This window comes from Streptomyces sp., assembly GCF_036566765.1.
Taxonomy (GTDB): Bacteria; Actinomycetota; Actinomycetes; order Streptomycetales; family Streptomycetaceae; genus Streptomyces.
In genome coordinates this window covers 1-21481 of sequence record NZ_DATCVQ010000249.1, presented here as the reverse complement: position 1 = coordinate 21481, position 21481 = coordinate 1, and the positions used below count along the sequence as shown (strand labels likewise).

The following is a 21481-nucleotide window of genomic DNA, read 5'->3' as shown; positions in this document are numbered from 1 at the left end:
CGTCCGGCAGCGGTTCCGGCGGCGGCACCGGCGAGGGACCCGGCAAGGCCGACGAGGCCCCGGGCGCGACGAAGCGACCGAAGTGAGCCACCCGCCGGGCCCGTGGGGGCCGCAGCAGCAGCCGTACCAGGACCCGTACGGGCAGCAGCCGTACGAGGACCCGTACGGGCAGCAGCCGAGCCAGGACGGTCACCGGCAGCAGTCGTACGCCGAGCAGTACGGCCCGTACCCGCACCCGCAGCAGCCGCACCCCGAGCCGTACGCCGCCGACGAGTCGGTCACCGCGTCCGTACCCCCGCCGGCTCAGGAGCCCCCCGCGCGCCGACCCCGCACCGAGCCGCTCGCCTCGGCCCAGGAGCCCCGCGGCAAACGCCACGCACTCCGGCGCGACCCCCGCGCCCACTGGCTCGTCCTGCTCCTCACCCTCGTCGTCGCCGCCACGGCGCTCACCTTCGCGGGCTACGGCCGGCACGAGATCGCCCCCACCGCCGCCCCCGAACCGGCCGGCGCCTGCCCCGCCGCGCCCGACGAGATCCGCGACGGCGGCCCCGTCGTCCGCGTGGACCCCACCGGCACCCACAGCGCCGCGCCCCGCTCCGGCGCCGTCGCCCTCACCTACGACGGCGGCCCCAGCCCCGACTGGACACCGCGCCTGCTCGACGTCCTCAAGGCCGAGGGCGCCAAGGCCACCTTCTTCGTCACCGGCAGCGACGCCGCCGCCCATCCCGAACTGGTCCGGCGGATCGTCGCCGAGGGCCACGAGATCGGCTCGCACACCTACACCGACGCCGACCTCGCCCAGGTCTCCGACACCCGCGCCGGCCTGGAGCTCTCCCTCACGCAGAACGCCCTCGCCGGCACCGCCGGCATCGGCACCCGGCTGCTGCGCCCGCCGCACACCGGCGACGTCGCGGCCCTCTGCGACGCCCAGTGGCAGGCCGGCCGACGCGCCGCCGAGTCCGGCTACCTCCTCGTGGCCGCCGACGACTCCGTTCGGCAGTTCAGCGGATCGCCCGAGGCCGTGCGGCAGACCGAGCGGCTCCTCGCCCAGGGCGGCAGCACCGAGTACACGACCGTCGGCATCGCTCTCGGCCTCTCCGACACCACCTACACCGTGTCCACCGCCGCCGAGTGGAAGGGCGCCGCGTTCGTCCTCGCCCAGACGTTCTCGCGCGGCTTCGCCGACGCGATGACCTGGCTGATGGCGCTGGCCGGCCTCATCACCGCCGTACGGCTCGTCATGCTGTTCGGCGTCGCCCGGCTGCACGTCCGCCGGGTCCGCGCCCGGCGGCGCCGCGGCGCGCCCCGGCTGCCGCCCGTCACCGATCCGGTATCGGTGATCGTGCCCGCGTACAACGAGGAGGCGGGCATCGAGGGGACGATCCGCTCCCTGCTCGCCTCCACCCACGAGTACGTCCAGATCGTCGTCGTCGACGACGGCTCCAGCGACCGGACCTTCGAGATCGCCGAGTCGATCGAGGACCCGCGGGTGATGGTCGTACGGCAGCCGAACGCCGGAAAGGCCGCCGCGCTCAACACCGGACTCGCCTGGGCCCACTTCGACATCATCGTGATGATCGACGGCGACACGGTCTTCGAGCCCGACGCCGTCCGCAAGCTGATCCAGCCGCTCGCCGACCCGCGCGTCGGCGCGGTCAGCGGCAACACGAAGGTCGGCAACCGGACCGGCGTCCTCGGCCGCTGGCAGCACCTCGAGTACGTCATCGGCTTCAACCTCGACCGCCGCATGTACGACGTCCTGGAGTGCATGCCGACCGTGCCCGGTGCGATCGGCGCGTTCCGGCGCGAGGCCCTGGTCGGCGTCGGCGGGGTCAGCGAGGACACCCTCGCCGAGGACACCGACCTGACCATGGCGCTGTGCCGGGCCGGCTGGCGGGTCGTGTACGAGGAGTCGGCGATCGCCTGGACCGAGGCGCCGTCCACGGTCAAGCAGCTGTGGAAGCAGCGGTACCGGTGGTGCTACGGCACCCTCCAGGCCATGTGGAAGCACCGGCGGGCCGTCGTCGAACGCGGCCAGTCCGGGAAGCTCGGCCGCCGTGGACTGACGTATTTGTTGCTGTTCCAGACCGTCCTGCCGCTGCTCGCGCCGCTCGTCGACGTCTTCGCCGTGTACGGGCTGCTGTTCCAGGACGCGGGGCAGGCGGCCGGGGTGTGGGTCGGCTTCACGGCGGTGCAGGTGGCGACCGCCGTGTACGCGCTGCGGCTCGACAAGGAGCGGTTCGAGCCGCTGTGGACGCTGCCGCTGCAGATCTTCCTGTACCGCCAGCTGATGTACCTGGTCGTCGTCCAGTCCGTCGTCACCGCGCTGCTCGGCAGCCGGCTGCGCTGGCACCGGATGCAGCGGACGGGCACGGCCGCGGAGACGCTGGAGCGGGCCGCCGGATAGGTTGACCCCCCATGTGGGTGTTTCCATGCGGATGCTGAGTGCCTCCGGCTGCCGGTGGCTGGGCGCGGCCGGGTCGCTCGCCGTCGCGGCGGGCGGGTGGGCGGCGGGGACGCTGCCGGTCCGTGAGCCGTGGGGACTCTGGGCGCCGCGGGGGGCGTCGCTGACTGTGGTCGCGGCCGTCCTCGCGTACATCGGGCTGACGGTGCTGGTCGCGGCGTGGTGGCGGTACGGGGTGCTGCTCGCGCGGGGCGGCGGTGTGCCGGACCGGGTGCTGGTCACCCTGGGGTGGTGGGTCGCGCCACTGGTGCTCGCGCCGCCGCTGTACAGCGCGGATGTCTACAGCTACATCGCCCAGGGGGCGATGGTGCTTGAGGGGCACGACGTGTACGCGGCCGGGCCATCCGTGCTCGGCCCCGACGACCTCGGCGCGGACGCGGCCGCCAGCGTCGGCGGGCACTGGACCGACACGCCAGCGCCGTACGGGCCCGTCTTTCTGGTCCTCGCACAGGCGGTCGTGAAGGTGACCGGCGGGGAGCTCGTTCCGGCGGTGATCGGGATGCGGCTGATCGCGCTGGTCGCGCTGGGGTTGATCGTGTGGGCGGTGCGTGGGCTCGCCGAGGACCGTGCGGGCGCGTTGTGGCTGGCCGTCCTCAACCCGCTGCTGTTGATCCACGTCGTGGGCGGCATGCACAACGACGGGCTGATGATCGGGCTCATGCTGGGCGGGGTGCTGCTCGCGGTGCGCGGGCGGTGGGTGCTGGGGAGCGTGCTCGTCGGCCTCGCGATGATGGTCAAGTCGCCGGCGGCGGTGGCGCTGCTGTTCGTGGGCGTGCTGGTCGCGCGGCGCCGGGGCGTGCCGTGGGTCGTCGGGCCGGGGCTGGTCGCGGCGGCGGTGGCCGCCGGGGCGACGGTGGCGGCGGGAACGGGCTTCGGGTGGCTGCGGACGCAGGGCGTGGCCGCGGCCATCCACACGGCGCTGTCGGTGACGAGTGATGTCGGGCTGGGGCTCGGGCTGCTGGTCACGGGCGAGGCGGAGCCGCTGAAGGGCGCGGTGCAGACGGTGGGGCTGGTGGTGGCGGTGGCGCTCATCGGGGCCTTGGCGTGGCGCGCCTGGCGCGGGCGGATCGACCCGCTGTACGGGCTCGGCCTGGCCCTGGTCGCCCTGGTGGCCCTGTCCCCGATGGTCCAGCCGTGGTACCTGCTGTGGGGGACGGCCGTGGTTGCGGCGGCGGGCGCGTGGCGTACGAGACTCGGCCAGGTACTGGCGGTGTTGTCGGCGGCGCTCGTGTACGAGACCCAGCCGTCGGGCCATACCCCGGCGTACGGCTTCGTCCTGGCGGGGTGCGTGCTGGCGGCGGGCGTGTGGTGGCTCCGGCGCGATCCGTGGGACGCGGGCCGTGAGTCCGGTGCCGCGGGGGCCGTTCCGGGGGCGGTGTCCGGGACTGCATGATGTACGGCGCGTGCGGGCCCTTCGAAAGGCGACGTCTCTCGTGCGCCACAAATCACGCTCTACGTCCCGGACACCACCCCCTCCACGTCCCCCGCTCCCGCGCGTGTTCGGCTATCCCGCCGTGCGGCGGATTGCGCGGCCTGCCAGGGCGTTCGTTCTCTTGCCGTCCTCGATCACGAAGCGGCCGGCGATCAGGACGTGGGGGATGCCTACCGGGAGGGTGCGGGGGGTCTCGTACGTCGAGCCTGCCGCGACCGTGTTCGGGTCGAAGAGGACCAGGTCTGCCGTGTAGCCCTCCTTGACCAGGCCGCGGTCCGGGAGACGGAGGCGGGCTGCTGGGCGGGAGGTGAGGTGGGCCACGCATTCCTCGAGGGTGAGGACGCCTTCGTCTCGGGCGTACTTTCCCAGGTACTCGGGGAAAGTGCCGTACGCCCGCGGGTGGGGCCTGTAGCCCTGCAGGATGCCGTCCGAGCCGCCCGTGTGCACCCGGTGCCGCATGATCGCCCGGACGTTCTCCTCGTGCCCGACGTGGTGCAGGATCGTCGAGCCGAGCCGGTCCTCGACCAGCAGCCGGCGCGCCGTCTCCCAGCCGTCCAGCCGGCGGCCGACGTGCGCGGCCAGGCCCGGGTCCGTCACCCCGGAGATCTCGATGGTGTTCCAGTCCATCGGGACCCTGTGGTTCCCGTCCGAGCCGATCTCCTCCAGGTGATGGCGGATCCTTTCCGCCGTCGCGTCGTCCCGGAGGCGCGTCAGGGCCGCTTCCGGGCCGCCTTCGCTCGCCCAGCTGGGCAGCATCGCGACCAGCGTCGTACTTCCCGGGGTGTACGGGTACGTGTCGAGGCTGATGTCCGAGCCGGCGTCGAGCGCCTCGTCCAGGAGGGTGAGCAGCTCCGGCGCGCGGCCCTTGTTCACGCCGAAGTTCATCGTGGCGTGCGCGAGATGGAGCGCGCAGCCGGCCTCGCGGGTGAGGGCGACCATCTCCTGGTACGCCTCCAGGGCGCCCGCCCCGTACGAGCGGTGGTGCGGGCAGTAGTAGCCGTTGTACGCGGCCACGACCCGGCAGAGTTCGGTGAGTTCGGCGTTCTCGGCGTACATCCCGGGGGTGTACGTGAGGCCGGAGGACATGCCTACCGCGCCCTGCTCCATGCCCTCTGCGACGAGTCGGCGCATCCGGTTCAGCTCGGCCTCGGTGGCGGGGCGGTCGTCCCAGCCGACCACGTGCATGCGGACGGTGCCCTGCGGGACGAGGTACGCGGCGTTGACCGCGATGCCCCGGTCCAGGCGGTCCAGGTACTCGCCGACCGTGCGCCAGTCGAAGTCGAGGTCCGAACCGTCGCCGTTCCAGCCGGTGATCGCTCGGCGGACCTCGGCGAGGGTGCGATCGTCGACGGGGGCGTACGACAGGCCGTCCTGGCCGAGCACTTCGAGGGTGACGCCCTGCGCGGCCTTGGCGCTGTGGTCCGGGTCGCGGAGCAGCGCGAGGTCGCTGTGGGCGTGCATGTCGATGAAGCCGGGGGAGAGGGCCAGGCCCTCGGCGTCGAGGACGCGGGTGCCGGTGGGGCGCTGGCAGCCCGCGGCGGCGGCTTCCTTGACGATCGAGACGATGCGGCCGTCCCGGACGGCGACGTCGGCGCGGTAGGAGGGCGTTCCCGTGCCGTCGATGACGTCTGCGTCACGGATGACGAGCTCGTTCACGGCCTCTCCTAGAAGAACGTGCGGACGAAGTCGACGACCGTGCCGTCCGCTTCGACCACGGGGATCAGCTGCCATTTGTCGAAGCTGGTGCAGGGGTGGGAGAGGCCCATGCCGAGCCAGTCGCCCACGTTCAGGTCGGCGTGGGTTTCTGTGCGGAGCCAGGCGTGTTGGTCGGACAGGCCGGTGACGGTGATGCCGGCGGCCTCGCGGACCTCGCCGGTGCGGGCGTCGCGGACCGCCTGGGCCTCCGGGAGGTCGAGGTCGTACGCGGCGTCCCGCTTGCCCGCGTTGGTGAACGCCTGCTCGGGGGTGGGGCGGGAGACGACCTGGGACCAGAGGCGGAAGGCGGGCTGGAGGGCGCCTTCGTCGGGGATCCGGTTGAACGGGGTGAGGCGACGGTACTGGCCGTCGTCGTGCGAGACGTACGCGCCGGAGCGGAGCAGCTTGAGGGTGGGGAGGGAGAGTTGGGGGACAGTGGCGAAGGTGTCGGCCACTACGTCGAACCATGCGCTGCCGCCTGCGCTGATGACGATTTCGTCGGCGTCTGTGAATCGGCCCGCCTTGTCGAAGTCTGCGGCCAGTGAGGTCAGGCGGTTCAGCCAGGTGCGTACGCGGTCGGCCGTGGCCTCGGGGACTTCGCCCTCGTAGCCGGCCACGCCGACCAGGCGCAGGGTGTCGACAGCGGCTACCGCGTCGGCGACGGCGGTGCAGTCGGCCTCGGTACGGGCACCGGTGCGGGCCCCGTCGCCGGCGCCGAGTTCGATGACGACGTCGACAGGGCGGGTCGCGTCGGCAGCGCGCAGCGCCTCGTCCATCAGCCCGACTCCGCGCACGGAGTCGACGTAGCAGATGAAGCGGAGCTCGGGGTCGCCGGCGAGCTCGCGGGCGAGCCAGCGCAGCGCGGCGGCGTCGACCAGCTCGTTGGCGAGGAAGATCCGCCGGATCCCGTACGCCCGGTAGACCCGCGCCTGGTGCGGGACGGCGGCGGTGATGCCCCACGCGCCGTGGTCCAGCTGCCGGTCGAAGAGCTGCGGGGACATCGAGGTCTTGCCGTGCGGGGCGAAGGCGAGGTCGTGGCGGCGCGTGTACTCCTCCAGGAGGCGGAGGTTGTGCTCCAGGCGCTCGGCGGAGAGGGCGAGGACGGGGGTGGTGAACCCGCCGGTGAACAGGTTGCGGCGCTCGGCGGCCAGTTCGCCGACGGTCAGGCCCTCGGCGTCCGGCGGGAGGGCCTTGAAGCGGTGGTCGACGCGCTCGTCGCGGAGCCGGTCGGCCGGGCGGTCGGCGGGCATGGTGCCTCCTCCATCGAATGCGTTGCATTATGTGCAACGACCATTGCATATATCGCTCAAGGCTGTCTAACATCCGGGCCAACGCCGGGTCAATGGACCCGCATTGACGGACGAGGAGCCCCGAGGGTGACCAGTAACGCAGGTGAGGGCGTGGATGTCGTCTGCCTGGGCGAGTCCATGGTCACCTTCGTGCCCTCCCGGCCCGGGCGCCTCGCCGACGTGCCCACCTTCGCCCGCACCATCGGCGGCGCCGAGTCGAACGTCGCCTGCGCGCTGGCCGCCGCCGGCCACCGGGCCAAGTGGGTCGGCCGGGTCGGCACGGACGGCTTCGGCGACCATCTCGTCGAGGCGATCGCCGCGTACGGCGTCGACACCTCGGCGGTCGCCCGCGACCCGCTGCGGCCGACCGGCGTCTACTTCCGCACGGCGACGGATCGGGCGACCGATGCCCACGAGGTCGTCTACTACCGCGCCGGCTCGGCCGCCTCGGCGATGTCGCCGGCGACGGTGGGGTGGGAGGCGGTGGGCGGGGGGCGGGTGCTTCATGTCTCCGGGATCACTGCGGCGCTGTCCGAGGACTGCCTTGCGCTGGTGCGGACGGTCACCGCGCCGCGGGAGGGGCGGCCGTTGGTCTCCTTCGACGTGAACTTCCGCGCGGGGCTGTGGCGCGACGGCCGTGGGCCCGAGGTGCTGATGGACCTCGCGCGCGGTGCGGACGTGGTGTTCGTGGGGGAGGACGAGGCGGAGGAGGCGTGGGGGGTGGTGGGTGCGGACGCGATCCGGGAGGCGCTGCCCGAGCCGTCGGTGGTGGTGGTGAAGCGGGGCGGGGAGGGCGCGGTGGCATTCGCGCGCTGCGCGGCTTCATTCCCCACCCCGGCCGACGCCCCCGCCGACGCCCCCGCCGACGCCCCCGCCCCCGACACCCGCACCGCCGTCCTCGCCCCCGCCGTCCACGTCGTCGCCCCCGTCGGCGCGGGCGACGCGTTCGCCGCCGGGTTTCTGTCGGCGACCCTCCGCGGGCTCGGGGTGAAGGAGCGGCTGCGGCACGGGCATCTCATGGCCGCCGCCGCCCTCACCGTCCCCGGCGACCTCGGCGCGCCTCCCACCCGTCGCCCGGCCACCACCCCTCACGGAGCGGCTTCGCCGCGCACCTCCTGGATCGCACACGCCGACCGGCTCGTCGCCCTGTCGGACGACGCCTGGGGGAGACTTCGTCTCGGCCCCGGGTGGACGGGGGACGACCAGGAGGTACGCACGCCATGAGCCAGACCGTCGACCGCGCGCTGAGCATCCTGCCGCTGCTCGCGCAGGGCCCCGCCGACCTCGGACAGGTCGCCGAGCGGCTCGGCGTCCACAAGTCGACCGCCCTGCGGCTGCTGCGCACGCTCCATGAGCACGGGCTGGTGTACCGGCAGGAGGATCAGCGCTACCGGCTGGGCGCCCGGCTGTTCGCACTGGCGCAGGAGGCCGTCGAGAACCTCGACATCCGCGAGATCGCCCACCCCCACATCACCGCGCTCAACGAGCAGATCGGGCACACCGTCCATCTCGCGGTGTACGAGGAGGGCGAGGTCCTCTACATCGACAAGGTCGAGAGCCGCTACCCCGTCCGCATGTACTCGCGGATCGGCAAGCCCGTCGCGATCACCGTCGCCGCTGTGGCCAAACTGCTCCTCGCCGACCTGCCCGAGCCCGAGCGGCGCGCCCTTGCCGCCAAGCTCGACTACCCCATGTACACGCCCCGTTCGACCCCGAACGCCGCCGCCTTCCTCAAGGAGCTGGCGACCGTGCGCGAGCAGGGCTGGGCCACCGACCTCGGCGGCCACGAGGAGTCCATCAACTGCGTCGGCGCGCCCATCCGCGGCGCGGACGGGCGGGTCGTCGCGGCCATGTCGGTCTCCGCGCCGAACGTGGTCGTCACCGCCGAGGAACTCCTCAGCCTCCTCCCGCTGGTGCGCCGCACCGCCGACGCCATCAGCCGGGAGTACTCCGGCGCCACCCCTCCGAAGGAAGCCACCGCATGACCGAGAAGATCGCGATCACCCCCGCCACCCACACCGCCCCGCCCGCGAAGTTCTCGCACGGCGTGAAGAAGGGCGACATCCTCCAGGTCGCCGGCCAGGTCGGCTTCCTGCCCGCCGTCGAGGGGCAGCCGCCGACGCCCGCCGGCCCGACGCTGCGCGAGCAGACCCTGCAGACCTTCGCCAACGTCAAGGCGGTCCTGGAGGCGGGCGGCGCGAGCTGGGACGACGTGATGATGATGCGCGTCTACCTCACGGACGTCGACCACTTCGCCGAGATGAACGAGATCTACAACGCCTACTTCGAGGAGCAGGGCCTCAAGGCGCCCGCCGCCGCTCGTACGACGGTCTACGTCGGGCTCCCGAAGGGCCTGCTCATCGAGATCGACGCGCTCGCGGTGCTCGGCTGAACGTGCGGGCGCCCCGGCTTTGCCGGGGCGCCCCTGCGTCGTGTCAGCTACCGGTGCAGTACTGCGCCTCCTTGCCGATGGAGCGGTACATGCAGTCCGAGTTCTCCAGGAGTTGCAGGACGGCGTCCTTGTTGCGGCTGGTCTCGCGCTCGATCACCTCGTCGGGCGGGTAGAAGCCGCCGTTCCACGAGGACGTCGGGTACATCTCGAAGGTGTAGGCGAAGATCTTCTGCGCGCCCCACAGATAGTCGTCGATCGAGCCGTCCGTGATGTACAGGTCGCTGGACTGCTCGGGGGTGTAGCCGTTGCTCGCGGCCATCTTCTGGCCGACCGCGGCGAAGGCGTTGCGGTCGTCCTGGGTCATGCCGGGGGCGGTGTCCGAGTTGGTGTAGCCGAACGGCCAGAGGACCAGCTCGCTGTACGTGTGGAAGTCGATGCCGGTCTTGATCTGCTGCTTGCCGCCGACCACCCGGGAGCGGACGAAGTCGGCGATCACCTTCACCTCGGGCGCCGACTCGGGGGCCTTGCCGCGGTACGTCTCCGAGCTGAAGGAGCCGGAGGAGCCGCCGCAGCAGCCCCACTTGTAGTTCCAGTTGCGGTTCATGTCCGTGCCGACGTACGACGAACCCGTGTTGGGCTGCCGGTTCTTGCGCCAGCTGCGGTAGGAGCCCGAGGCGATGTCGTACTCGCCGCCGTCGGGGTTGAGGTCCGGCACGATCCAGAGCTCGCGGTTGTTCACCACGTTGGTGATCCGGGAGTCGGAGCCGTAGCCCGCGCCGAGTTCGCGCAGCAGGTAGAGCGCCATCTCGACGGTGAGGTGCTCGCGGGCGTGCTGGTGGTGGGTGAAGAGCACCTCGGGCTCGGCCTCGTCTGTGCCCACGTTGTCGCTGATCTTGATGGCGACGATGTCCCGACCTTGGTACGTCTTGCCGATGACCCGCTTGTTCATGATGTTCGGGTACTGGGCGAGGCGCTGGTCGATCTCCGCGTTCATCTCCGCGTAGTTGTGGTACTTCGCGTCCGCGGAGGGGAAGTCGAGCGGCTTGACGGCCTTGCCGGCGATCGAGCGGTCCGGCGGCGCGGGCAGGGCCTGCGGCTTGTGGCCGAGGGCGCGCAGCTTGCGCAGCTGGGCGGCGTTGGCGCTGACGACGACCGAGTGGTCGTCGGCCTCGTCGATCGAGACGCCGGTCGCGGCGAGCGCGGTGCGCTCGGCGGCCGTGGACGGGCCGTGGATCTCGTACTGGCGGATGACTTCCTCGGTGGCGGCGGTCGGCTCGGCGTCGGCGCCGGCCTGGTACGCGCCTGCGGAGAGCGGCGCCGCGAGGGCGAGCGCCATGAGGGCCGCGAGGGTGGCGGTCCTTCTTCCGCGGGTTCGAAGTCGCATGCTGTCTCCTGGGTGGGGAGTGTGGGGGTGTGCGACAAGCAAGCTGTGCGGGTGTGTTCGGGTGCTTCGTCGTTCGGGCACCGCGTCGACACATCGTCGATGGGTGACATGTTCTGGTCAAGACGTTATTCGGGCATGACGAGTCAAACACGGCAGCGCCGCCGGGGGAGCGGCGGCGCTGCGGTCCTTACGGGTGGTGTGCGCGCCGGGGCGCGACGGGGTGCTGCTGACGCCGGGTCACGGCAGGTTGTGGACGTGCGGGCCGACCGCGTTGGACCAGGCGTTGCCGGCCGTCGCGTCCCAGTTCGTCGACCAGGTCATCGCGCCGCGCAGATTCGGGTACGTCTGCGACGGCTTGAAGCTGCCGCAGTTGGCGCCCCGGGCCAGGCAGTCCAGCGCGTTCTTCACGATCTGCGGGTCGACGTAGCCGCTGCCCGCGCCCCGCGTCGAGGCGGGCACGCCGAGGCCGACCTGGGAGGCGTCCAGGCCGCCCTGGAGCTGGATGCAGGCGAGTGCGGTGAGGAAGTCCACCGAGCCCTGGCTGTACACCTTGCCGTCGCAGCCCAGCATCGAACCGCTGTTGTAGTACTGCATGTTGACCACCGTGAGGATGTCCTTCACGGCGAGCGCCGTCTTGAAGTACTCGGTCCCGGTGTTCTGCATGTCGATGGTCTGCGGGGCCATGGTGAGGACGAGTGACGAGCCCGCCTTGGCGGAGAGCTGGCGCAGCGCCTTCGTCAGGTACGTCGCGTTGATGCCGTGCTCCAGGTCGATGTCGACGCCGCTGAAGCCGTACTCCTGCATCAGGGCGTACGCGCTGTCGGCGAAGGCGGTCGCGGAGGCGTCGCTGTTGACGGTGACGTTCCCCTTCTCGCCGCCGACCGAGACGATCACCGACTTGCCGGCCGCCTTCTTGGCCGCGATGTCCGCCTTGAAGTCGGCGACCGAGGCGTAGCCGACGGCCGGGTCCAGGTTGAAGGTGATCTGGCCGGGCGTGGCGGTGGAGTCGGCGAAGGAGACGGCGATGATGTCGTACTGCGCCTGCACGTCCCGCAGCTTCTGCACGGTCGCGCCGTTGTTGAAGTTCTGCCAGTAACCGGTGAGTGCGTGCTTGGGCACGGCCGGTCCGGGGCCCGGGTCGGTGGCCTTGGCGGTCCGGGCCGTGACGGCCGTGGACTTCGCGGACTCACCCGCCGTGTTCGTGGCGGAGACCTGGAACTGGTACGCCGTGTCGGCTGCGAGGCCGGTCACGGTCGCCGAGGCGCCGGATGTCGTCTGCGCGAGGGCGCCGTTGCGGTAGACCTTGTAGCCGGTGGCGCCGGAGGCCGCGTTCCAGCTCAGGGCGATGGACGAGGTGGTGACCGTGCCGGCTGTCAGGCCGGCCGGGGTGGGCGGGACGACCGGGTCGGGGTCGGTGCCGCCGCCCCCGTCCGGGCCGAAGACGCTCACGTCGTCGACGCTGTAGGCGGCCGTGCCGTACCAGCCGTGCGTGTAGACCTGCACCGAGGTGGTGGACGCGCCCGTGGTGAAGGCAGTGGTCAGCTGCTTCCAGGACGCGGAGTCGGGCGTCCAGGTCGAGACGTCGGTGGTCCCGGTGCCGGTCGCGCCGAGGTACGCGTACCCGCCCTGCACCCACGCGCTCAGCGTGTACGTCGAGTTGGGCTTCACGGTCACGGTCTGCACGCACTTGGCGTTGTCCATGCCGGCGGGGGTGGCCCTGAGCGCGCCGGCCCCGGTGCGGACGGGCGAGGAGACGGCGGCGCCGGATCCGGCGGAGCAGCTCCAATCTGTCAGTCCGGACTCGAAGCCGGCGTTCTTGGCGACGTTGACATCGGCCGCCTGGGCCGTGCCGGCGCCGCCGACGAGGACGAGTCCGGACCCGACGGCGAGCGCCAGCGAGGCGCCCAGCCAGCTGCGCCCGCGCGAGCGTGTGGTGCGGTCCACTTGCTGCCTCCGGTGGGGGAGTTGGGGGTGTGGAGGTCGTACGGAACGGTGGCCACCGCTGGTGCTGCAATCTGGTCCAGACCAATTGAGTTGTCAAGACCTGTGGCGTCCGGGGCAGGGTCCGAAAAACGCCGAGGGCCCCCGCATCTGCGGGGGCCCTCCGGCGAATCCGTACCGGGTCAGTCCTGTTCGCGCAGCCGCTCCGCTGCGTACCCGGCCACGCAGCCGACCACCAGCACGGCGACCGACATCAGCACGCTCACCACCCCGAGGTTCCGCCACGGCAGCCCCGCGCTCAGCGCGAACGCCACGATCTGCCCCGCGACGGGCACCGCGAACGCCGCGCTCATGTGCTGCACGGTCGAGTCCCGGTGGGGCTCGGCGTGGACGCGGGCGGACACCCACACGGTGAGCGCGATGCATACCGCGTTCGGCAGGTGGATCAGCCACAGCACGTTCGAGAACGACTCCAGCTTCTCGGCGGTGGCGAAGGAGCCGTAGAAGTACGCGCTCTGCAGGTAAGAAGCGAGGAGCAGCACGACCAGGCCGGCCGCCCACGCCTTCATCAGGGCGAAGAACGGTCGTCCTGCGTCGGCCTGGGCCGGAGAACCGTAGTTGCGGTAGTGCGACATGGAAAGTCCCTGGGATCCGAGTGGGGGGAACGGGGGAGTAGGGGGCAGGGGAGGGGGTGGCTTCGGCGGAGTGGGGTCCGCGGTCGGCCGGTGATTCGGTGGCTGTTTCAGCGGGGTGGTTCTGTGGCTGGTTCAGCCGGGGGTTCTGTGCCTGTTTCAGCCGGTGGTTCTGTGGCTGGTTCAGCCGGTGATCTCGTAGAACAGCAGGGTGAGGAAGAGGAGACAGGCCAGGCCGCAGCCGGTCACCACCACCAGGCCCAGTCGCACCGGCGCCCAGTTGCTCCGGCTCGCGATCGTCGCCGTGCGCTCCGGGTCGGCCGGGTCGTAGGCGACCGTGACCTGGGTGCCCTTGCTCATGGTCCAGTTGGCCAGGTCCTTGAACTCCACCTCGCGGCCGTCGCCGGTGCGGAACGTGAAGTAGTGGTCCTTGGCGTCGGAGTCCCGGTCCGGGTACGTGACCCGGCTGCACTCGCCGGTCGTGCGGACGCCCCGGCGGAGGGTTCGCAGCACGGTGAGCAGACGGCGCAGGTACGACGCCGCGATCACACCGAACAGCGCGGCCATGAGGCCGAAGAAGATGTAGCTTCCGCCGGGGACGTCCATGTCAGTGGACCTCGATCGATTCGATGATCTTCGCCAGGTCGGCGTCCGCGAGCTTGCCCTGCTGGGCGTCGATGCGGATGGCGAAGGTCTTGTCCTTCGAGTCCAGGCCCGTGACGATCGTGCCGTGCACCTTGGCGCCCTGCACCGGCTGGCCCTTGTCGCCGGAGGCGGCGAACTCGAAGTCGATCCGCCGCGCGTCGTCGGTGCCCGCGATGTCGACCTTCTTCGTGCCCTCCACCTTCGAGCCGAGCTGCACGCCCGCCTCGGCGGCGATGGCCGCCTGCTCCGCCGAGCGCGCGGTGGTGAAGTTCAGCTGGACGGTGATCGTGCCGACCGTCCGGCTGCCCTCGGTCAGCGTCGCCGCGGCGGCGTTGTATTTGCTCCGCTCGGCGTCGCTCTGGACCTTGAAGGCGGGCGGGTAGGCGACGTCCACGCCCTTCGTCCGCAGCTCGGACCAGCCCTCGGGGACCGCCGCCGTCTTGACCTCGTCGCCCGAGCCGCAGCCGGTCAGGGCGAGGGCGGCGATGACGCCCACACCCAGGGCAGTGGTGCGCTGGAAGATGTTCATGTCCGTACTCCTGCTCCCATTGTCCGGATCAGTTCGCACAGTAGCTGTACGGGACATAGGACCGCCCGTCGCCCTGGGGTGCGCCCAGGAATTCGGCGTCATTGAGCGTTTCTTCCTTGCTCTCGGTGGAGACCGAGAAACCGAGGCTCAGGCCGAGGTTCAGATCGAAGCCGTATTCCGCGGCGTCGGTCTTTCCGGTGTACTTGGTCTTGCTGGACATTCCCTTGTCGAACATCAGCTGACCGAACGGGTCGTCGTTGCCCGGGCGCTTCGTGGGCGCGTTGTTGCTGAACATGTACTCCCAGGCCGTGCCGCCGCCGTTGGTGTTGGCGAGCCAGTCCTCGACGATCTTGCGGTCGGCATCGCCCTTCTCGTCCTTCGGCATGACGATCGAATTCGTGATGACCTCGATGCCGGTCTCCGCGTCGGAGCCCTTCACGCCGGCGCTTCCGCCCCGCTTGTCGTCGTCTTTCTTCCCGTTGTCGCCCTTGCCCTTGACGCCGTCCTTCGTACCGCCCTTTTCGACGGTGCGCGTCATGTCGACCCGGATGATCTTTCCGGTGTCCTTGTCCTTGGTGACCGTCATGGTGCCGGTCTGAGTCGTCGACGCCGAGTGCTCGCCGTTCAGCGGACCCGCCTCGTAGCCGAGCTTCGTGCCGTACTCCAGGGCCATGGAGTACGTGTAGGCCTTCGTGCCCTTGTAGTTGTTGTCGGTCCAGGTGACCTCGGGCGAGAACTTGGCGTTGCCGCCGAGGGTCGCGCTCAGCTTCTTGTCGTCACCGGCCGAGATCTTGAGACCGCCGGAGGCGGAGAGCTCGCCGCCGAGCTTGCCGTACGTGATGTTGCGGTTCTTGCCGAGATCGCGCTCGATCCGCTTGCGGGTCTCCTCCTCCTCCTTCAGCGGGCCCGTGCCGAAGAGGTAGAGGAGGCTGTCGCCCATGCTGGCCTCGGCGCCGTGGGGGGACGTGCGGCGCATCTCGTACATCTGGAGCTTCTCGATGTCCTTGCGGAAGCGCTTGGCCTCGTCCTCGCTCTCGAAGACCCAGGTGTCGCCGTTGGTGACCTTGACGCCGGCGCCGAGCTCGAGCGTGTCGGCGCCGACCTTGCCCACCTTGAGGCCGGGCTTGAACTCCTTCTTGGCGGCGATCGACGCGGCGTCCGTGAAGGTCACCATGACCATCCGGTCGTTGTCGTCGACCTTGCCGTCCTTGTTGATGTCCGTGTTCGCCTTGTAGTGCTGCTCCTGGAAGCCGTACTCCTTGCCGAACTCCCAGAACAGGAACTTGGCCTTGGAGCCGGCCTTGTCGCTGATGGCGGAGATCTGGCAGAGCGGCGGCTGGTAGTCGGCGTCGGTCTTGGGCGCGGAGGCCTCGCTGCCCTTGCCGCTGCCGCAGGGGCCGCCGCTGAAGGACAGCAGACAGCGGAACTTGTCGGCGAGCTTGCCGTCCATGCCGGTGCCGAGCAGGGCGGCGACGATGGCGACCACGACGATGGTGACGCCGACGTAGTCGGTCGCGGTGGCGCCGCGATCGCCGTAGCGGGATGCGGGTTCGCTGTGCAACGACCCGTCAGGGCGCAGCGGGTCCCGGTCGGGGTGGACAGGACGGCCCCATGTGTCGCGCGGCATATGTGTGTCGCGCCACATTCCGGATCTGGCCGGTATTCGGCTTCCTTGTCGCATACCGCGCCCCTTCAGAACGCTGCCGCACGGCTGCGGCCTCCTGGTGATTCCACTGAACGGAAGCCGACAATACGGATCACGCCGGGGTGCGGGCGTGGGCCCTGGGACCCCAATGCGGGCCCACCTCACGCGTTGGGCCCGACCCAGAGGCGGAAGGGAGACTTGGTAGAAGAGTTAACTAGCAGCCGTTTTGCCCGAATTGACCCGTAGAGGCCTTGTGATGGTTGCCCGCTCGGAACCCGATAGGTGTTCTCTGTGTCGTAGGAGGTGGATAAAGTGCTGATACTTGAGCACGGAGTATGAGGGAACTGCGGCCACCGGAACCCCGGTGGACCGGAGCTGAACGGGGAATCAGCGTGCCGACCGCCATTGCCGTCACCAGTACGGAGCTGGTGCTGCCACCACAAGATCATCAAACACCGACCGCCGCACTTCTGCAGCACCCGGACGCGCAGCCGCTGGAGGCCGCGTTGGCCGACATGCAGGTCCTGGTCGAGCAGCACGGCTACGTCGTCGCGGTGTACCCGGCGTCGATCTCGGCCGCCCACGAGCGACGGCTGCACACCATCCGCGCGGTGCTGGAGAGCGACCGCATCGCCCTGCTGAAGCTCGACCTGCCGCCGCTGGGCGTGGCCGTACTGGTCCGTCAGCTGCGCCAGCTGTCGATATGCGACTTCAGCGCCGGCGTCGTCGCCTCGGCGGCCCGCCTGCTCTCGCATTACATCTACGCGGGTGCACTGCTGAACTCGGTGACCCGCCTCGACCGCGTGCCCGTCAGCCTCAAGACGCACGCCAAGTCGTGGGTCCCCGGCTCGCAGTTCGCGGTCCTGGCCAACCCGACGCCCCAGCTGATCAAGATCGGCGCCGGCGCCGGGGATCTGGCCGGCCCTGAGTTCGGCACCCAGCTCGCGGTCGCCAAGGGTCAGCTCCAGTCGGACTGGGTCACGGGTACCCTGGCCCCCGCCTGGCGTGTCGAGGGGGTGCAGGAGGTGGCGCTGCCGCCGGACTCCGCCGGATGGTGGGGAACGTCGAAATTGATCGAATTCGCCGCGTTCCTGCCGAACATCTCCATCATCTACCAGCTGGTCTCCTCCGTTCGGCGCGAGATCTGCACCTGGTGCGGCCTCGAACTCATCGGCGACCGCTGCGGGTTCTGCGCGGCCCCTTTGGGATCGGCGGAGAACCAAAACCACGCTCATGGTGTCCTGAACGCTTAGGGGGCATCGAGGAACGCCGAAGGTGTGCCCCGTGAGAAGCGTGTGTTCCGCTCCCGCGGTACGGATCGAACCCGCTCGAAGTCCGGCTCGCAGTTCCGCTCGAAGCACCGCCCCAAGCAATGCGACAAGCACCGACCAAGCACCGAACCACGCATCGCTGCCCATCCGCTTGCCCGTAACCGTCTCCCAATGAGGTTGTCCCGCCCATGAATTCACGCCAACGCCGCGGCGTCGTTCTTCTGCTCCTCTCCGTGCTGTGCGCCTTCGCCGCCTTCGCCGGCGTCCTGTCGGTGATCAGTGACGTGAATTCCAAGGTGGGGCCCGAAGTCACGGCTTATCGACTGAAGACCGACATAGCCGCGTACGGCAAGCTGGAGGCCTCGCAGTTCGAGAAGGTCACCATGCCCAAGCGGTGGCTCTCCCCGACCGCGGTGACGGACATCAGCGTCATCGACAGCAAGACGGCCGTGACCCAGCTTCGCCGCGGCTCGCTGCTGCAGGAGGACATGATCGTCCAGCGCCCGGCGCTGGAGAACGGTCAGCAGGAGATCGCAATCATGGTCGACGCGGCGACCGGTGTCGCCGGCAAGATCACCCAGGGTTCCCTGGTGAACATCTTCGCCACCTTCAACGACGAGGGCCTGGGCAAGGACAAGCCGTCCGAGTCCCGCATCATCGTGGCCAACGCCAAGGTGCTGGACATCGGTCAGCTGACCGCCCTGGAGCCGAAGAAGGACGACCGCGGCGGCGGTTCCGCCGAGGCCGTGCCGATCACGTTCGCCCTGAACACGCAGGACGCCCAGCGCGTCGCCTTCGCCGAGTCCTTCGCCGTCAACGTCCGCCTCGCGCTCGTCGCAAAGGGCAGCCCGACCACCCTGCGGCCCGGTGACGACCGGTACACGCTGCAGGAAGACACGAGCAGGTGACATCCGGATGACCACACGTATCCTCCCGGCCGTCGGCGACGCCGACGCCGCCCGATCCATCACCACGCTGCTGAGCCAGCTCCCTGACGCGGAGCCGGCCCCGCACGTCGGTGACTCGACCTCGCTCCTCGACACCCTCGCCCAACTGGCGGGCGAGTCGCTCGACGAGCTGCCCGAGGTCGTCCTGGTGCATGAACGGATCGGTCCGGTTCCCGCGCTGGAGCTGATCCGTGAGGTCGCCATGCGGTTCCCGGCCGTCGGCGTCATCCTCGTCACCGCTGACGCCAGCCAGGGGCTGTACCAGGCCGCCGCCGACTCCGGCGCCCGCGGCCTGGTCACGCTGCCGCTCTCGTACGAGGAGCTGGCCCAGCGCGTCCAGGCGGCGGCGGCCTGGTCCGTCGGCGTCCGCCGCCACCTGGGGCAGGGGGCGGACGTCCTCAGCGGTCCCGGCGGCAGGGTCGTCACCGTCAGCGGCGCGAAGGGCGGCGTCGGCACCACGCTGATCGCCGTCCAGATCGCCCTGGCCGCCCAGGCGTCGGGCATGAGCACGGCGCTCGCCGACCTGGACCTCCAGGCGGGCGACGTCGCCTCGTACCTCGATGTCCAGCACCGCCGGTCGATCGTCGACCTGGCCGGCATCCAGGACATCACCCCCCGCGTCCTTCAAGACGTCATCTACTCCGGCGACAAGGCGGGGAACGTGTCGCTGCTCCTCGCACCCGCCGACGGTGAGCGGGCCGAGGAGGTCAACGACCGTTCCGTACGGCAGGTCATCAGCGCCCTGCGGAACAAGTACCAGATCGTCGTCATCGACTGCGGCACCGTGCTGAACACCGCGAACGCCGCCGCGATCGAGATGGCCGACACCTCCGTCCTGGTGACGACGCCGGACGTGATCACGGTGCGCGCCGCCAAGCGCATGGTCGGCCTCTGGAACCGGCTCCAGATCCGCAAGGCGGAGGAGACCGTCACGGTCGTCAACCGCTACATCCGCAACACGGAGATCCAGCCTCCGCTCGTCCAGAAGATCACCGGGACGAGGGTCGCGGGCGTCGCGATCCCGTCCAACTTCAAGGAGCTGCAGTCGGCCGTGGACGCGGGCCGGATGCAGGACCTGGAGGCGAGGGCGGTCGTGAAGCAGGCGATGTGGGCCCTTGCGGGTGAGCTGGACATCGTGAAGCAGGCAGAGCAGCCGGAGAGGGCGGGCGGCCGTTCGAAGGGCGGGGACCGCGGATCCTTCGGACTGCGCAAGCCGCGCTCGTAAGTCACTCGTCAGTCGTCACTACGGAGTCAAGGGGGAACGTTGAATCATGAGTTCACCAGAGATACGGGCGGGAGTGCCGGCCCGGTCGCGTGACGACCGGGGCCAGACCTCCGTCGAGTTTGCCGGCACCTTCCCGCTGATGCTGTTGGTGCTGGTCCTTCTGTGGCAGTGCGCCCTGGTCGGCTACACCTTCTCGCTGGCGGGCAACGCGGCCGACAAGGCGGTGCGCGAGGCCACGGTGAGCAACCTCAACTGGATGAACGGCCGGGACAAGGCGTGTGAGATCGCCGGCCGGGACGATCTGCCGGAAGAGTGGCGTGACGCCCGAATCGACTGCTGGCGGGATCCGCTCGAGGGAGACCTGATCCGCGCCGAAGTCGAGCTGGAGATCCCGATCCTCTTCCCGGGTGGGCCGAAGCTGGACATCCCGGTCAAGGGCGACGCCGTGGCGACGAGGGAGAACTGATCATGAACCTCCGTGCAGAGCGCCGCGACCGGGGCCAGGCGGGGTTGGAGCTGGTCAGCTGGACCCCGCTCCTGCTCCTCGTCGGCCTGCTCGTGATCCAGCTCGGTCTCGGCGTCTTCGCCGCCCAGCAGGCCGGCACCGCCGCGCGCGCCGCGGCGCGCGCGCAGACCGACCAGCGGTCCGACGTCTGGTACGAGCGGGCCGCGAGGGAGTCGCTCTCCGACTTCCTGGAGCGCGACAACGGCGCGCGCATCACCAAGAGCGGGTGGGGCGAGGAAGTCACGGTGACCGTCAAGGTCAAGGTGCCGTCCGTCGTGCCCGGCATCGACTTCGGCGACGCCGAGAAGAGCGCCACGATGCCGAGGGACTGACCGCCGCCGGAATCCGTGCCGCGGACGGACCACGCCGAACAGAGTAAGCAACCAGTAGCACGCAGGAGTTGACGACATGAGCTTGAGGGCACGCATCAACAGCCCTGAGCCGAACAGCGGCCAGAACGAGGGGGATCTCCTCGTCGGTGTCTACCGCGCCAAACTCCTTCAGGAGATCGACCTCGCGGAGATGTCCTCGCTGGCCGCGGCCGAGCGCCGGGCCCGCCTGGAGCGGGTCCTCGGGCACATCATCAGCCGCGAGGGCCCGGTCCTCTCCACGTCCGAGCGCTCTCAGCTCATCCGGCGTGTGGTCGACGAGGCCCTCGGCCTCGGCATCCTGGAACCGCTGCTCGAAGACGCCTCCGTCAGCGAGATCATGGTCAACGGGCCCGACCAGGTTTTCGTCGAGCGCAGCGGCCGGCTCGAACTGCTGCCGATGCGCTTCTCGTCGAACGAGCAGCTCATGCAGACCATCGAGCGCATCGTGTCCACCGTCAACCGGCGTGTGGACGAGGCGAACCCGATGGTCGACGCCCGTCTGCCCTCCGGCGAGCGTGTCAACGTCATCATCCCGCCGCTGTCCCTGACCGGCCCGATCCTCACCATCCGTCGATTCCCCCGCGCGTTCACGCTCGCGGAGATGATCGGCCTGGGCTCGCTGGACGAGCACATGATGGTGCTGCTCTCCGGCCTGGTGCGGGCCAAGTTCAACGTGATCGTGTCCGGCGCCACCGGTACCGGAAAGACCACCCTGCTCAACGCCCTCTCCGGTCTCATCCCCGACGGCGAGCGCATCGTCACGATCGAGGACTCCGCGGAGCTCCGGCTCCAGCAGACCCACGTCATCACCCTGGAGACCCGCCCGCCGAACGTCGAGGGCAAGGGCCAGATCACCATTCGCGACCTGGTCAAGAACTCGCTGCGTATGCGACCCGACCGCATCATCGTCGGTGAGGTCCGTGGCGGTGAGACGCTTGACATGCTCCAGGCGATGTCGACCGGTCACGACGGTTCGCTCGCCACCGTCCACGCGAACAACGCCGAGGACGCGCTGATGCGACTCCAGACCCTGGCGTCCATGTCCGAGGTCGAGATCCCCTTCGTGGCGATCAAGGACCAGATCAACAGCGCCCTCGACGTCATCGTCCAGCTG

Annotated in this window: 19 protein-coding genes; 11 read left to right on the top strand and 8 right to left on the bottom strand. The window is 70.2% G+C overall.

Annotation, left to right across the window (positions count from 1 at the left end; translation table 11 throughout):
* Positions 1-82: 82 nt before the first annotated feature.
* Both VIU94_RS14205 and mptB read left to right on the top strand, forming a co-directional pair.
* The gene (locus VIU94_RS14205; protein ID WP_414720948.1) at positions 83-2407 is read left to right on the top strand and encodes a bifunctional polysaccharide deacetylase/glycosyltransferase family 2 protein; all 2325 of its coding nucleotides are present in this window, start codon (positions 83-85) and stop codon (positions 2405-2407) included.
* A 25-nt stretch (positions 2408-2432) separates the two neighbouring features.
* Positions 2433-3857 (top strand): polyprenol phosphomannose-dependent alpha 1,6 mannosyltransferase MptB, encoded by a 1425-nt coding sequence (gene mptB, locus VIU94_RS14200; RefSeq protein ID WP_331911336.1) that lies wholly within the window; start codon positions 2433-2435, stop codon positions 3855-3857.
* 111 nt (positions 3858-3968) lie between these two features.
* Here mptB and VIU94_RS14195 read toward each other — a convergent pair whose 3' ends face one another.
* Both VIU94_RS14195 and VIU94_RS14190 read right to left on the bottom strand, forming a co-directional pair.
* The gene (locus VIU94_RS14195) at positions 3969-5552 is read right to left on the bottom strand and encodes an N-acyl-D-amino-acid deacylase family protein (protein ID WP_331911334.1); all 1584 of its coding nucleotides are present in this window, start codon (positions 5550-5552) and stop codon (positions 3969-3971) included.
* 8 nt (positions 5553-5560) lie between these two features.
* On the bottom strand, positions 5561-6841 hold the full coding sequence (locus VIU94_RS14190; protein WP_331911332.1) for an alanine racemase: 1281 nt from the start codon (positions 6839-6841) through the stop codon (positions 5561-5563).
* A 177-nt stretch (positions 6842-7018) separates the two neighbouring features.
* On the opposite strand from VIU94_RS14190, the gene VIU94_RS14185 reads away from it, so the two are divergent.
* The 3 genes from VIU94_RS14185 to VIU94_RS14175 are packed head-to-tail and all read left to right on the top strand — an operon-like array spanning position 7019 to position 9272.
* Positions 7019-8104 carry a sugar kinase gene (locus VIU94_RS14185; protein WP_414720949.1) on the top strand — a complete coding sequence of 362 codons (1086 nt, stop codon included), beginning with the start codon at positions 7019-7021 and terminating at the stop codon, positions 8102-8104.
* Entirely contained in the window at positions 8101-8865 is a 765-nt protein-coding gene (locus tag VIU94_RS14180) for an IclR family transcriptional regulator (RefSeq protein ID WP_331911328.1), read from the top strand. The genes VIU94_RS14185 and VIU94_RS14180 overlap by 4 nt, the downstream gene beginning before the upstream one ends.
* On the top strand, positions 8862-9272 hold the full coding sequence (locus VIU94_RS14175; protein WP_331911326.1) for a RidA family protein: 411 nt from the start codon (positions 8862-8864) through the stop codon (positions 9270-9272). Before VIU94_RS14180 ends, VIU94_RS14175 begins: the two co-directional genes overlap by 4 nt.
* A gap of 43 nt (positions 9273-9315) precedes the next feature.
* Here VIU94_RS14175 and VIU94_RS14170 read toward each other — a convergent pair whose 3' ends face one another.
* The 6 genes from VIU94_RS14170 to VIU94_RS14145 all read right to left on the bottom strand — a co-directional run bounded on the left by VIU94_RS14170 (position 9316) and on the right by VIU94_RS14145 (position 16030).
* Positions 9316-10656 carry a M14 family metallopeptidase gene (locus tag VIU94_RS14170; protein ID WP_331911324.1) on the bottom strand — a complete coding sequence of 447 codons (1341 nt, stop codon included), beginning with the start codon at positions 10654-10656 and terminating at the stop codon, positions 9316-9318.
* A gap of 237 nt (positions 10657-10893) precedes the next feature.
* Positions 10894-12600 (bottom strand): chitinase, encoded by a 1707-nt coding sequence (locus VIU94_RS14165; protein WP_331911322.1) that lies wholly within the window; start codon positions 12598-12600, stop codon positions 10894-10896.
* A 179-nt stretch (positions 12601-12779) separates the two neighbouring features.
* Positions 12780-13232: a hypothetical protein gene (locus VIU94_RS14160; protein WP_331911320.1), complete on the bottom strand. Its 453-nt coding sequence runs from the start codon at positions 13230-13232 to the stop codon at positions 12780-12782.
* 180 nt (positions 13233-13412) lie between these two features.
* Positions 13413-13835: a DUF3592 domain-containing protein gene (locus tag VIU94_RS14155; RefSeq protein ID WP_331911318.1), complete on the bottom strand. Its 423-nt coding sequence runs from the start codon at positions 13833-13835 to the stop codon at positions 13413-13415.
* A 1-nt stretch (position 13836) separates the two neighbouring features.
* The gene (locus VIU94_RS14150; protein WP_331911316.1) at positions 13837-14403 is read right to left on the bottom strand and encodes a hypothetical protein; all 567 of its coding nucleotides are present in this window, start codon (positions 14401-14403) and stop codon (positions 13837-13839) included.
* A gap of 28 nt (positions 14404-14431) precedes the next feature.
* Positions 14432-16030 carry a hypothetical protein gene (locus VIU94_RS14145; protein WP_331911314.1) on the bottom strand — a complete coding sequence of 533 codons (1599 nt, stop codon included), beginning with the start codon at positions 16028-16030 and terminating at the stop codon, positions 14432-14434.
* A 410-nt stretch (positions 16031-16440) separates the two neighbouring features.
* On the opposite strand from VIU94_RS14145, the gene VIU94_RS14140 reads away from it, so the two are divergent.
* The 6 genes from VIU94_RS14140 to VIU94_RS14115 form a co-directional block, all read left to right on the top strand.
* A complete protein-coding gene (locus VIU94_RS14140; RefSeq protein WP_331911312.1) occupies positions 16441-17301 on the top strand; it encodes a hypothetical protein in 861 nt (286 codons plus the stop codon).
* Positions 17302-17507: 206 nt separating this feature from the next.
* On the top strand, positions 17508-18227 hold the full coding sequence (cpaB, locus tag VIU94_RS14135) for a Flp pilus assembly protein CpaB (RefSeq protein ID WP_331911310.1): 720 nt from the start codon (positions 17508-17510) through the stop codon (positions 18225-18227).
* A 7-nt stretch (positions 18228-18234) separates the two neighbouring features.
* Positions 18235-19491, top strand: a complete 1257-nt coding sequence (locus VIU94_RS14130) for a CpaE/TadZ family protein (RefSeq protein ID WP_331911308.1) — start codon at positions 18235-18237, stop codon at positions 19489-19491.
* Positions 19492-19537: 46 nt separating this feature from the next.
* Positions 19538-19957 carry a TadE/TadG family type IV pilus assembly protein gene (locus VIU94_RS14125; RefSeq protein WP_331911306.1) on the top strand — a complete coding sequence of 140 codons (420 nt, stop codon included), beginning with the start codon at positions 19538-19540 and terminating at the stop codon, positions 19955-19957.
* Positions 19958-19959: 2 nt separating this feature from the next.
* On the top strand, positions 19960-20328 hold the full coding sequence (locus tag VIU94_RS14120) for a TadE/TadG family type IV pilus assembly protein (protein WP_331911304.1): 369 nt from the start codon (positions 19960-19962) through the stop codon (positions 20326-20328).
* A 76-nt stretch (positions 20329-20404) separates the two neighbouring features.
* Positions 20405-21481: TadA family conjugal transfer-associated ATPase (locus VIU94_RS14115; RefSeq protein WP_331911302.1), on the top strand; the 1077-nt coding region annotated here is incomplete at its 3' end.